Source organism: Kitasatospora sp. NPDC004614, assembly GCF_042873675.1.
Lineage (GTDB): Bacteria > Actinomycetota > Actinomycetes > Streptomycetales > Streptomycetaceae > Kitasatospora.
Map to the genome: position 1 here is coordinate 12,940 of NZ_JBIALR010000018.1, position 13,023 is coordinate 25,962.

Consider the following 13,023-nt stretch of genomic DNA (forward strand, 5'->3'; position numbering starts at 1 on the left):
AGTGACCGGACGGTGACGGCCGGCACCGGGCCTGTGGCAGGCAAGGGGGTACGGCTAGCATGACCGGGGCAGTGATGGGCGGCACGAAGGTGCCCGCTCTGGGGAAACAACCGGCAGGAGGGCGGGTCCTGGTGCAGAAGGCGAAGATCCTCCTGGTCGACGACCGTCCGGAGAACCTGCTCGCCCTGGAGGCGATCCTCTCCGCGCTCGACCAGACGCTCGTACGCGCCTCCTCGGGCGAGGAGGCGCTCAAGGCGCTCCTCACCGACGATTTCGCGGTCATCCTGCTGGACGTTCAGATGCCCGGCATGGACGGCTTCGAGACCGCCGCGCACATCAAGCGCCGCGAGCGGACCAGGGACATTCCGATCATCTTCCTGACCGCGATCAACCACGGTCCGCACCACACCTTCCGCGGCTACGCGGCCGGCGCGGTCGACTACATCTCGAAGCCCTTCGACCCGTGGGTGCTGCGTGCCAAGGTCTCCGTCTTCGTCGACCTGTACGTGAAGAACACCCAGCTCAAGGAGCAGGCCGCGCTGCTGCGCCTGCAACTGGAGACGGACGAGGAACCGGCCATCGGCGGGGCGCTGCTCGGCGAGCTGTCGGCCCGGCTGGCCGCCGTCGAGGAACAGGCCGAGGCGCTCACCAAGCAGCTCGACGCCACCGCCGACAGCGCCGGCGCCGCCGCGACCGCCGCCCACCTGGAGCGCAAACTGGCCGGCCTGCGCCGGGCCCTGGACGCGCTGCGCCCCGGCGCGAACTGAACGGCCGTCAGCGTCACTCGTTCGAGTGGTTCGCTGGCCGCTGACGGTACGTCGACGGTGCAACCCGCCGAAGTGCGCCCGCGCATGTCCGGGGCCCGGTGGCGCCGGTAGGCTGCCACCCATGGCCACACGAACGCCCGGAAGCGCCGACGCACGCACCAGCAAGCCCGGGCCGGCCAAGAAGACAGCCGCCAAGAAGGCCGCCCCCGCCAAATCCGCCGCCAAATCCGCCGCGAAGCCCGCTGCCAAGAAGGCTCCGGCGAAGAAGGCCCCGGCCAAGAAGGCGGCCGCCGCCGCACCCGCGGCGCCCGCGCCCAGGCCGATACTCTTCCGGGCCGTCCGGCGGATCTGGCTGGGCCTGGCGCACGCGATCGGCGCGGTGTTCCGCAGCTACGGGCACGGCGCCCGCAACCTGCACCCCGAGCACCGCAAGGACGGCGTGGGGCTGCTGCTGCTGGCGCTCACCCTGGTCGTCGCGGCCGGCACCTGGGCCAGCCCGCAGGGCTGGTTCGGCGAGGCCGCCACCGCCGTGGTCTCCGGCCTGTTCGGCCGGCTCGACGTGCTGGTGCCGTTCCTGCTGGGCGCCGTCGCGGTCCGCCTGATGCGCCACCCCGAGCTGCCGGAGGCCAACGGCCGGATAGTGATCGGCCTGACCGCGCTGGTGATCGCCGTGCTCGGCCTGGTGCACATCGGCTGCGGCGCGCCCGCGATGGGCACCGGCGCCACCCGGATCCGGCAGGCCGGCGGCCTGATCGGCTGGGCCGTGTCCACCCCGATGATGGCCGCCGCCGGCCCGCCGCTGGCCGTCCCGCTGCTGCTGCTGCTCACCTTCTTCGGGCTGCTGGTGGTCACCGCCACCCCCATCAACCGCATCCCGCAGCGCCTGCGCCTGCTGGGCGTCCGCCTGGGCGTCGCCGAGCCGCTGCCCAGCGAGTACGAGGACGCCGACGGCGAGCCCGGCACCGGGGAGCGCGAGTACTCCACCGCCCCGCCGGAGGACGCCGACCCCGACGCGCTGCCGATCACCATCGAGGACGAGGCCCCCCGCAGGCGCCGTCGCCGCAAGAGCGACGAGGACCAGGCGTCCGCCCCGGTGCCGGTCTCGTTCGAGAAGGACCCCTACCAGACCCGCGACCTGGCCGCCGGCGCCGCCGCGGACCTGGTGGACGGTGCGCTGCTGTTCGGCGTGGCCGGCTCGCCCACCGTGGCCAGCATGGTCGGCCAGGTGAAGGACAACACCGCTCCCCCGGAGGAGCCCTGGCCGTCCGAGGCGCCCGACGGCCACGGCGAGGCGCCTGTCCGGATGGAGCAGCTCCAGCTGTCCGGCGACATCGCCTACTCCCTGCCGTCGATGGACCTGCTGGAGCGCGGGGCCCCGGCCAAGGCCCACTCGCAGGTCAACGACGACATCGTCAGCCAGCTCACCGGGGTGTTCGCCGAGTTCAAGGTGGACGCCAGGGTCACCGGCTTCAGCCGCGGTCCGACGGTCACCCGCTACGAGGTCGAGCTCGGCCCGGCCGTGAAGGTCGAGCGGATCACCGCGCTGGCGAAGAACATCGCCTACGCGGTGGCCACCCCCGACGTGCGGATCATCTCGCCGATCCCCGGCAAGTCCGCGGTCGGCGTGGAGATCCCCAACCGGGACCGCGAGATGGTCACCCTCGGCGACCTGCTGCGCTCGCGCACCGCCGCCGAGGACACCCACCCGATGGTGGTCGGCATGGGCAAGGACGTCGAGGGCCACACCGTGATGGCCAACCTGGCGAAGATGCCGCACGTGCTGGTGGCGGGCGCCACCGGCGCGGGCAAGTCGTCCTGCATCAACTGCCTGATCACCTCGGTGCTGGTGCGCGCCACTCCCGACGAGGTCAAGATGGTGCTGGTCGATCCCAAGCGGGTCGAGCTGACCGCCTACGAGGGCATCCCGCACCTGATCACGCCGATCATCACCAACCCGAAGAAGGCCGCCGAGGCCCTCCAGTGGGTGGTGCGCGAGATGGACATGCGCTACGACGACCTGGCGGCCTACGGCTTCCGGCACGTCGACGACTTCAACGCCGCGGTGCGGGCCGGCACGGTGCAGCCGCCGCTCGGCAGCGAACGCGAGCTGACGCCCTACCCGTACCTGCTGGTGATCGTCGACGAGCTGGCCGACCTGATGATGGTCGCCCCGCGCGACGTCGAGGACTCGGTGGTCCGGATCACCCAGCTCGCCCGCGCCGCCGGCATCCACCTGGTGCTGGCCACCCAGCGCCCCTCGGTGGACGTGGTCACCGGCCTGATCAAGGCCAACGTGCCGTCCCGGCTGGCCTTCGCCACCTCGGCGATGGCCGACTCCCGGGTCATCCTCGACCAGCCCGGCGCGGAGAAGCTGATCGGCAAGGGCGACGCGCTGTTCCTGCCGATGGGCGCGTCCAAGCCGGTCCGGATGCAGGGCGCGTTCGTCACCGAGGCGGAGATCGCCAGGATCGTCCAGCACTGCAAGGACCAGCTGGCCGCCCGCTACCGGGACGACGTGGTGGTCGGCTCCGGCCCGAAGAAGGAGATCGACGAGGAGATCGGCGACGACCTCGACCTGCTGGTCCAGGCCGTCGAACTGGTCGTCACCACCCAGTTCGGCTCCACCTCGATGCTCCAGCGCAAGCTGAGGGTCGGCTTCGCCAAGGCCGGCCGGCTGATGGACCTGATGGAGTCGCGCGGCATCGTCGGCCCCAGCGAGGGCTCCAAGGCCCGCGACGTGCTGGTCAAGCCGGACGAGCTGGACGGGGTCCTGATGACGCTGAGGGGGTGAGCGGCGGGTGGTCGCCGGTGGCCGGGAAGCGAGGTGACCGCCCGTCAACTTCTGTGGCAGGGCTGTGGCACGTTCGGGCCCCCTCCGGTTGAGAAACGTTACGTCAGCACCCCTAGACTGGTTACTCAGCAGATGGCCTCCGCTCGAAAGGCGTGCCCAGTGACCATCGGCAAGTTCCCCCGCCGCTCCGCCCTTGGCTCCTCCGCGCTCGCCTCCGTCAACCCAGAGCCGCCTGCGGAGCCGAGTCACGCCGCCGACGGGCCGAGCATCGGGCGGCTGCTCGCCAGGGCCCGGATCGACGCCGGTCTGACGGTCGACCAGGTCAGTACCCGCACCCGGATCCGGGTGCCGATCGTGCACGCCGTCGAGTCCGACGACTTCGACCGCTGCGGCGGCGCCTTCTACGCCCGCGGCCACCTGCGGCTGCTGGCCCGCGAGGTCGGCCTGGACGGCGAGGCGCTGGTCGCCCGCTACGACGCCGAGCACGGCGGCGCCGCGCCCGCGGCCCGGCTGTTCGACGTCGGGCCGGTCAAGGTCACCGACCACCGCCGCCCGAACTGGACCGCCGCGATGGTCCTGGCGATCGTCGCGGTGGTCGTGCTGATCGGCTACAACCTGGTCGGCTCCTCGTCCTCCACCGACAACGGCCCCGGCGCGGCCAGCGCCCCGCTGCCGTCCGGCGTCTCCGCCCCGGCCACCCTGGAGGCCTCCGCGCAGCCGCCGGCCCCCGAGACGGGCACCGGAGCGGTCGCCGCCGCCCCCGCCGACAAGGTCACCGTCAAGCTGGTCGCCGGGCAGGACAAGAGCTGGGTCACCGCCAAGGACAGCAGCGGCAAGTCGCTGTTCTCCAACAACCTGGAAGCCGGCCAGGACCAGACCTTCACCGACCCGAAGAAGATCACTCTGGTGATCGGCAACGCCGGGGCCGTGCACCTGTTCGTCAACGGCAAGGACCTCGGTCCGGCCGGTCAGGACGGCCAGGTGGTGCACCTCACGTACACCCCGGGCGACCCGCAGGCGGGCTGATCCGGCCGCCCGAACAGATCGCGCGCCCTCCGGGGGGAACTCCACCGGGGGGCGCGCGTTAATCTTGGCGTCATGCCTGAACCCCGCACTGTCGCCCTGGTCACGCTCGGATGCGCCCGCAACGAGGTCGACTCCGAGGAACTCGCCGGGCGACTGGAGGCCGATGGCTGGCGGCTGGTCGACGACGCCAGCGAAGCCGATGTCGCCGTCGTCAACACCTGCGGGTTCGTCGAGGCCGCCAAGAAGGACTCCGTCGACGCCCTGCTCGAAGCCAACGACCTCAAGGGCCACGGCCGTACCCAGGCCGTGGTCGCCGTCGGCTGCATGGCCGAGCGCTACGGCAAGGAACTCGCCGACGCCCTCCCCGAGGCCGACGGCGTCCTCGGCTTCGACGACTACGCCGACATCTCCACCCGCCTGAACACCATCCTCTCCGGCGGCCACGTCGAGGCCCACACGCCCCGCGACCGCCGCAAGCTGCTCCCGCTCACCCCCGTCGAACGCCAGGCCGCCGCCGCCGAGGTCGCGCTGCCCGGCCACGGCACCCCCGAGGACCTCCCCGAGGGCCTCGCCCCCGCCTCCGGCCCGCGCACCCTGCGCAAGCGCCTGGACGACGCCCCGGTCGCCTCGATCAAGCTGGCCTCCGGCTGCGACCGCCGCTGCTCGTTCTGCGCCATCCCCGCCTTCCGCGGCTCCTTCATCTCCCGCCGCCCCAGCGACGTGCTGAACGAGGCCGTCTGGCTGGCCGGTCAGGGCGTGCGCGAGGTCGTGCTGGTCTCCGAGAACAACACCTCGTACGGCAAGGACCTCGGCGACATCCGGCTGCTGGAGACCCTGCTCAGCGAGATCGCCGCCGTCGAGGGCATCGAGCGGGTCCGGGTCAGCTACCTGCAGCCCGCCGAGATGCGCCCCGGCCTGATCGACGTGATGACCGGAACCGACAAGGTCATGCCGTACTTCGACCTGTCCTTCCAGCACTCCGCGCCCGCCGTGCTGCGCCGGATGCGCCGCTTCGGCTCCACCGAGCAGTTCCTCGGCCTGCTGGAGTCGATCCGCGCCAAGGCCCCCGAGGCCGGCGCCCGCTCCAACTTCATCGTCGGCTTCCCCGGCGAGACCGAGGAGGACTTCGCCGAGCTGGAACGGTTCATCACGCACGCCGGCCTGGACGCCATCGGCGTCTTCGGCTACTCCGACGAGGACGGCACCGAGGCCGCCGGCTACGACGGCAAGCTCGACCAGGACGTGGTCGACGACCGCGTCACCCGGCTCTCCAAGCTCGCCGAGGAACTCACCGCGCAGCGCGCCGAACAGCGCGTCGGCAGCGAGGTCACCGTGCTGGTCGAGTCGATCGAGGACGGTGTCGTCGAGGGCCGCGCCGTCCACCAGGCCCCCGAGACCGACGGCCTGACCACCCTGCTCGGCGCCGACGACGCCGAGATCGGGCAGTTCTACCGGGCCACCGTGGTCGGCACCGAGGGCGTCGACCTGGTCGCCGAGGCGATCACGCAGCTCGGAGCCGACGTATGACCAAGGGGCCGGGGGCCCCGGCCGAGACCCGGCCGACCCCGGCCGCCGTCCCGCCGCCGCAGCCCGGCCTGTGGAACATCGCCAACGTCCTGACGATGTTCCGGCTGCTGCTGGTCCCGGTCTTCGTGGCGCTGATGTTCGCCGACGGCGGGCACGACCCCAAGTGGCGGGCGTTCGCCTGGGCGGCGTTCGCCGTCGCCATGATCACCGACGTGTTCGACGGGGCGCTGGCCCGCAGCAAGGGCCTGATCACCGACTTCGGCCGGATCGCCGACCCAATCGCCGACAAGGCGATCATGGGCGCCGGCCTGATCGGCCTGTCGATCCTCGGCGACCTGCCCTGGTGGGTCACCGCCGTGATCCTGGCCCGCGAACTCGGCATCACCCTGATGCGGTTCTGGGTGATCCGCTACGCGGTCATCCCGGCCAGCCGCGGCGGGAAGCTCAAGACCCTCGCCCAGGGCATCGCCGTCGGCATGTACGTCCTGGTGCTCACCGGCCCGCTGGCCACCGGCCGCGCGGTGATGATGGCGATCGCCGTCGTCCTCACCGTCGGCACCGGCCTCGACTACGTGGTCCAGGCGGTCCGGCTGCGCCGCGAGGGCATCGCCCGGGAGCGCCGCGGTGAGTGACCTCGCCGCCCGCCTGCTCGCGGCGCTGGGGGCCGACGGCGCCACCCTGGCCGTCGCCGAGTCGCTCACCGGCGGCCTGCTGGCCGCCACCCTGGTCGACGTCCCCGGCGCCTCCGCGGTGTTCCGGGGCTCGGTCACCGCGTACGCCACCGACCTGAAGGCCTCCGTGCTCGGCGTGGACGAAGGCCTGCTGGACGTGTACGGACCGGTCCACCCCGTGGTGGCCCGGCAGATGGCCGAGGGGGCACGGCACCTGCTCGGCGCCGACTGGGCCCTGGCCACCACCGGCGTCGCCGGGCCCGACCCGCAGGACGGACAGCCCGTCGGCACCGTGTACGTGGGCCTCGCCGGAGCGCGGGGAACAGAAGCACTGCCGCTCCGGTTGTCGGGTGGGCGTGACACAATCCGGCACCAGTCGGTGGACGCCGCGCTCGATCTGCTGCTGCGCCGGCTGACCGGGCCCGACGCCAACGGCTGACCATCACCGGCAGCCGGGCCGGGGCGGGCCGAAACCCGTGAACCCGCAGCAGCCGATGGAGGAACGTGTTACACCGGATGCTCCGGCCGGGCCGAACCCGGTCGGACCGCCCCCGCGTCGACCAGGATTCGACCGGGCGTCCGGAGCCGGACATCTGCCCGTCACGGGTGGTTCGACGGCCCGGAAGGGGAAGAACAGGGGAGGGGACGCCTTGCAGCCCAGAGTGAACACGACCCCGGTCCCCGCACGGGACACGGACAAGGCGGTACGGTGGGGTCGTGACATCTCGATCCGCAGTCCGAGGAGGGAGGCACCGATGATTCTGCTCCGTCGCCTGCTTGGCGATGTGCTGCGTCGGCAGCGCCAGCGCCAGGGCCGCACACTCCGCGAGGTGTCGGCAGCCGCCAGGGTTTCGCTCGGGTACCTCTCCGAGGTCGAGCGGGGTCAGAAGGAGGCGTCCTCCGAGTTGCTCTCCGCCATCTGCGACGCACTCGACGTGCGGATGTCGGAGGTCATGCGCGAGGTCAGCGACGAACTGTCGCTCGCCGAACTTGCGGCGATGGCCACCCTCTCCGAGGGTGACCTGTTGAGGCCGGTGCTCGAACCGGTTCCGCTGCCGGCCCCCGGCGTCGACCGGTCCGGATCCATCTCGCCCAAGGCGGCGATGGACGTGGTGGCGGCCTGACCGGACCTCGACCGTTCCGCACTCGCGGAGCGCCGGGTGAAGGAGGGGCGCAATGCCCGCGTTGCGCAGAGCGCTGCTGCTGGGTGCGACAGCACTGGTGGGCCTGGGTCTGATACTGCTGCTTACGGGCGGCACCGCGAGAGATGGCGGTGCCGCCCTCGGCATGCTTGCGGCGGGCTGGTGGGGGGCGGGGCTCATTCCGGTGCACGCGCGGACGTTGCGAAACCGGGGAGAGCAGAGCGAGCGGGTGCGAAACCGGGGGCGCGGGGAACTGCGCGAAGCGGAAGGCACCCAACCGCAAGATCGCGACGCGGGAGAGTGACTTGCACTTGAGCGCGACCTTGCGGACGTGGTGTGCGCTTGTCGCGCAGTTCCCCGCTCCCCTGGTTGCTTCACCGAATCCGGTAGCCCTTGGGTGTGGGGTGGAATCCGGCCGTTTCCAGGTGGGGGCCCAGGGGGCTGGTGAGGGCGGGGTGGCCGTTGACGCGTTCGATGGTGAGGGGTTGGGACAGGGCGGTGAGGGCCGCGGTGACGGTCGGGGCGTCGGTGGACCAGGTGAGCAGTGACTTGCCGCCTCGTTCGAGGTAGAGGACCAGCTCGCCGTCGACCAGGGCGACCAGCGAACCGGCCTTGCGGGCGGGGCGGTGGGCGCCGGTGGTGTCCGCGGGGGGTTCCGGCCAGGGCAGCGCCGCGCCGAACGCGTTGGCGGGGTCGGCGGCGGCCAGTGCGATTGCCTGCGGGGCCTCCGCGGGTGTGCTCGTGGACCAGTCGCCGTTGGTGCGCTCCAGGCGGGAGTTGACGGAGCGCAGGCGGTCCGCGGCGCCCTCCATGGCGAACTGCGCGCCGCCTAGGCCTTCCACGAAGTAGCCGCGGCGGGCCTTGCCGCGTTCCTCGTAGGCGGCCAGGACGCGGTAGACGCCGGCGAAGCCGCCGGGGACGCGTTCGGCGGTGACGGTGCCGCGGGTGAGGATGCCGTGGCGGTCCAGCAGGGCCTGGGCCTGGGCGGCGGCCCGTACGGTCGGGTCGCCGCCGAAGGACGGCAGCAGGGACCAGCGGCCGGCGGCCGTCGGCGGGCCGGAGCGGGAGCTGGGGCGGGCCAGGCCGCGGCCCGCGCCGCCGTAGCGGCCGCGCGGGGTGGAGCGGGGCGCCCGGTGGGCGGTGGCGCCGGCGGTGCGGCCGGAGCCGAGCAGGTTGCGCAGGGGGGCCAGGGTGTCGTTGGTGACGTAGCCGGCCCAGACCAAGTCCCAGAGGGCTTCGACGATCTCGGCGTCCGGGGTGTCGGGGACGCGTTCGGCGAGCTGCCGGAAGAACGCGCCGTAGCCGCCGGTGAGCGCCTCCAGCAGGGCGGTGTGGACGGGGCCGGGGGTGAGCGGCAGGGGTTCGGGGCGCAGCAGGTGGGCGTTCTCGGGCAGGTGGAGGCTGATCCAGCCGTCCTTGCCGGGCAGTGCGCCCGCGCCGGACCAGCCGATCTCGCCGGCGGCCATCAGTTCGTCCAGCAGGCCGGGGGAGTAGTCGGTGAGGCGGGCGGGCAGGACGAGCTTCTCGAGGGCGGAGGCGGGCAGGGCGGTGCCCTGGAGCTGTTCGACGACCCGGTAGAGGCCGTCGGCGCCGCGCAGGCGGTGCCCGGCGAGGTGCTGCCACTGGGGGAGGAACGCGGCCAGGGCCTTCGGGGGGACGGCTTCGACCTCGTGGCGGAGGGCGGCGAGCGAGCGGCGGCGCAGGCGGCGCAGGACGTCGGCGTCGCACCATTCGGGGGTGGTGCTGGTGCCGGTGGCTTCGGGCCTGAACTCGCCCTGGACCAGGCGGCCGGCGGCGGTCAGGCGGTGCAGGGTGCCGGTGACGACGGCGCTGCCGAGGCCGAAGCGTTCGGCGGCCTCGTGGGCGGTGAACGGGCCGTGGGTGCGGGCGTAGCGGGCCAGCAGGTCGCCGAGCGGGTCCTTGACGGGCTCGGTGAAGGCTTCGGGGACACCGACCGGCAGTGGGGTGCCGAGGGCGTCGCGGAGGCGGCCGGCATCCTCGATGGCGGACCAGCGCAGGTGGCCGCCGATCCGGACCTGGATGACCCGGCGGGCGGCTTCGAGTTCCAGGGCCCAGAGCGGTTCGGCGCCGCGTTCGGTGAGTTCGTCCTCGCCGAGCGGGCCGAGCAGGCGCAGGGCGTCGGCGACGCCCTCGGCGTCCTTGATCCGGCGCTCGGGGGTGCGGCGCTGGAGTTCGGCCTCCAGGTCGGCGAGCACCTTCGGGTCGAGCAGTTCGCGCAGTTCGGCCTGGCCGAGCAGTTCGGACAGCAGCCGGGAGTCCAGCGAGAGGGCGGCGGCGCGGCGTTCGGCGATCGGGGAGTCGCCCTCGTACAGGAACTGGGCGACGTAGCCGAACAGCAGGGAGCGGGCGAACGGAGACGGTTCGGGGGTGGTGACCTCGACCAGGCGGACGGCGCGGGACTCCAGGTCGCGCATCAGCTCGACCAGGCCGGGGACGTCGAAGACGTCCTGCAGGCATTCGCGGACGGCTTCCAGCACGATCGGGAAGGAGCCGTACTCGGCGGCGACCTCGAGGAGTTGGGAGGCGCGCTGGCGCTGCTGCCAGAGCGGGGTGCGCTTGCCGGGGTTGCGGCGGGGCAGCAGCAGGGCGCGGCCGGCGCACTCGCGGAAGCGGGCGGCGAACAGGGCGGAGCCGCCGACCTGGTCGGTGACGAGCTGTTCGATGTCGCCGGAGTCGAAGACGGCGGCGTCGGCGCCGACCGGGGCCTCGTCGGCGGGCGGCGCCGCGATGCCGGAGGGGAAGTCGGCCAGCAGGTCGGCGTCGGGCAGGCGCAGCACGATGCCGTCGTCGCCGTGCATCACCTGCGGGTCGAGGCCGTGCTTCTCCCGCAGGCGGGCGCCGATGGCCAGCGCCCACGGGGCGTGCACCTGGGCGCCGAAGGGGGAGTGGATGATGATGCGCCAGTCGCCGAGCTCGTCGCGGAAGCGTTCCACCACGATGGTGCGGTCGTCGGGCAGGTGGCCGCAGGACTCGCGCTGTTCGGCGAGGTAGGCGAGCAGGTTGCCGGACGCCCAGTCGTCCAGGCCGGCCTCGCGGAGCCGGGCGGTGGCGGCGGCGGGCTCCATCGCGCCGACCTCGCGGACGAACGCGCCCACGGCGCGGCCGAGTTCGAGCGGGCGGCCGAGCGAGTCGCCCTTCCAGAACGGCAGCCGGCCGGGGATGCCGGGGGCGGGGGTGACCAGCACCTTGTCGTGGGTGATCTCCTCGATCCGCCAGGAGGTGGTGCCGAGGGTGAACACGTCGCCGACCCGGGACTCGTAGACCATCTCCTCGTCGAGCTCTCCGACCCGGCCGCCGCCCTTCTTCGGGTCTGCGCCGGCGATGAAGACGCCGAACAGGCCGCGGTCGGGGATGGTGCCGCCGGAGGTGACGGCGAGGCGCTGGGCGCCTGGGCGGCCGGTGACGGTGCCGGCGACGCGGTCCCAGACCAGGCGGGGGCGCAGCTCGGCGAAGGCGTCGGACGGGTAGCGGCCGGCCAGCATGTCGAGGACGCCGTCGAACGCGGACTGCGGGAGGGTGGCGAACGGGGCGGCGCGGCGGCAGAGCGCGAGCAGCTCGTCCACGTCCCAGGTGTCCAGGGCGGTCGTCGCGACCAGCTGCTGGGCGAGCACGTCCAGCGGGTTGCGGGGCACCCGCAGGGCCTCGATGCCGCCGGAGCGCATCCGTTCGGTGACCACGGCGGACTGCACCAGGTCGCCCCGGTACTTGGGGAAGACCACGCCGGTGGAGACCGCGCCGACCTGGTGCCCGGCCCGGCCGACCCGCTGCAGGCCGGAGGCCACCGAGGGCGGTGACTCGACCTGCACCACCAGGTCGACGGCGCCCATGTCGATGCCCAGTTCCAGGCTGGAGGTGGCGACCACGGCGGGCAGCCGGCCGGCCTTCAGCTCCTCCTCGACCAGGGCGCGCTGCTCCTTGGACACCGAGCCGTGGTGCGCCCGGGCCAGCAGCGGCGGGGCGCCGGCGGCGGCGCCGGAGCCGCCCATCAGCTCGGCGGGGGCGTGCGACTCGGGCAGCGGGGCACCGGTGGCCCGCTCGTAGGCGATCTCGTTCAGCCGGTTGCACAGCCGCTCGGCGAGGCGGCGGGAGTTGGCGAACACGATGGTCGAGCGGTGTGCCTGCACCAGGTCGACGATCCGCTCCTCGACGTGCGGCCAGATCGAGCTTTGCCGCTGCGGGTCGGACTCCTCGGCGGGCGTGGCGGGCAGGTCGGCGAGGTCGGGGACGGGCACCACCACGGACAGGTCGAAACGCTTGTCGCTGCCGGGCTGGACGATTGCCGCGCCGCGCTGCGGGCTCAGGTAGCGGGCGACCTCCTCGACCGGGCGGACGGTGGCGGACAGGCCGATCCGGCGGGCCGGGCGGTCCAGCAGCTCGTCCAGTCGCTCCAGGCTGAGCGCCAGGTGCGCGCCGCGCTTGGTGCCGGCCACCGCGTGCACCTCGTCCAGGATCACCGTGTCGATGCCGCGCAGCGCCTCCCGGGAGGCGGAGGTGAGCAGCAGGAACAGCGACTCGGGGGTGGTGATCAGGATGTCCGGCGGGTGGGTGGCGAACTTGCGGCGGTCGGCGGCGGGGGTGTCGCCGGAGCGGATGCCGACCTGCACCTCGGGCTCGGGCAGGCCGAGCCGGACGCTGGCCTGCCGCAGGCCCGCCAGCGGGGCGCGCAGGTTGCGTTCGACGTCCACCGCGAGGGCCTTCAGCGGGGAGATGTAGAGCACCCGGCAGCGGCGCTTGGGGTCGGCCGGGGGCGGGGTGGAGCTGAGCCGGTCCAGGGCGGACAGGAAGGCCGCCAGGGTCTTGCCGGAGCCGGTCGGGGCGACCACCAGGACGTCCGTCTCCAGCCGGATCGCCGCCCAGGCCCGGGACTGGGCCTCGGTGGGGGCGGCGAACGCGCCGGTGAACCAGGACCGGGTGGCCGGCGCGAAGCCGTCCAGTGGGTTCGGGGACGGGGCGGGGACGGAGGTGGCCATGCACCCATGGTGCCCCGACGCGCTGACAGGTCAGGGGGTGGTCACCGTCTGCCGCAGCCCGCTCAGCAAATCGTATAAATCGCTCATATCGTGAGGAACCGGACGCCC

General features: G+C 73.2%; 9 protein-coding genes. 8 read left to right on the forward strand and 1 reads right to left on the reverse strand.

What is annotated here, in order from left to right; genetic code table 11:
* Window positions 1-128: 128 nt before the first annotated feature.
* The 8 genes from ACFYST_RS28900 to ACFYST_RS28935 all read left to right on the forward strand — a co-directional run bounded on the left by ACFYST_RS28900 (window position 129) and on the right by ACFYST_RS28935 (window position 8,228).
* Window positions 129-767 (forward strand): two-component system response regulator, encoded by a 639-nt coding sequence (locus ACFYST_RS28900; protein ID WP_380488803.1) that lies wholly within the window; start codon window positions 129-131, stop codon window positions 765-767.
* Between the two features lie 121 nt (window positions 768-888).
* Window positions 889-3,558 carry a DNA translocase FtsK gene (locus tag ACFYST_RS28905; protein WP_387866588.1) on the forward strand — a complete coding sequence of 890 codons (2,670 nt, stop codon included), beginning with the start codon at window positions 889-891 and terminating at the stop codon, window positions 3,556-3,558.
* A 132-nt stretch (window positions 3,559-3,690) separates the two neighbouring features.
* Window positions 3,691-4,584 carry a helix-turn-helix domain-containing protein gene (locus tag ACFYST_RS28910; protein WP_387648704.1) on the forward strand — a complete coding sequence of 298 codons (894 nt, stop codon included), beginning with the start codon at window positions 3,691-3,693 and terminating at the stop codon, window positions 4,582-4,584.
* Between the two features lie 72 nt (window positions 4,585-4,656).
* Window positions 4,657-6,111 carry a 30S ribosomal protein S12 methylthiotransferase RimO gene (gene rimO, locus ACFYST_RS28915; RefSeq protein WP_387866591.1) on the forward strand — a complete coding sequence of 485 codons (1,455 nt, stop codon included), beginning with the start codon at window positions 4,657-4,659 and terminating at the stop codon, window positions 6,109-6,111.
* The gene (pgsA, locus tag ACFYST_RS28920) at window positions 6,108-6,743 is read left to right on the forward strand and encodes a CDP-diacylglycerol--glycerol-3-phosphate 3-phosphatidyltransferase (RefSeq protein ID WP_387648709.1); all 636 of its coding nucleotides are present in this window, start codon (window positions 6,108-6,110) and stop codon (window positions 6,741-6,743) included. Before rimO ends, pgsA begins: the two co-directional genes overlap by 4 nt.
* Complete coding sequence (locus tag ACFYST_RS28925) at window positions 6,736-7,221, forward strand: CinA family protein (RefSeq protein WP_387866593.1); 486 nt, start codon at window positions 6,736-6,738, stop codon at window positions 7,219-7,221. The genes pgsA and ACFYST_RS28925 overlap by 8 nt, the downstream gene beginning before the upstream one ends.
* A gap of 316 nt (window positions 7,222-7,537) precedes the next feature.
* A complete protein-coding gene (locus tag ACFYST_RS28930; RefSeq protein ID WP_030457965.1) occupies window positions 7,538-7,906 on the forward strand; it encodes a helix-turn-helix domain-containing protein in 369 nt (122 codons plus the stop codon).
* 52 nt (window positions 7,907-7,958) lie between these two features.
* A complete protein-coding gene (locus tag ACFYST_RS28935) occupies window positions 7,959-8,228 on the forward strand; it encodes a hypothetical protein (protein ID WP_387648714.1) in 270 nt (89 codons plus the stop codon).
* 70 nt (window positions 8,229-8,298) lie between these two features.
* Here ACFYST_RS28935 and ACFYST_RS28940 read toward each other — a convergent pair whose 3' ends face one another.
* Window positions 8,299-12,915 carry an ATP-dependent helicase gene (locus ACFYST_RS28940; protein WP_387648717.1) on the reverse strand — a complete coding sequence of 1,539 codons (4,617 nt, stop codon included), beginning with the start codon at window positions 12,913-12,915 and terminating at the stop codon, window positions 8,299-8,301.
* Window positions 12,916-13,023 lie beyond the last annotated feature (108 nt).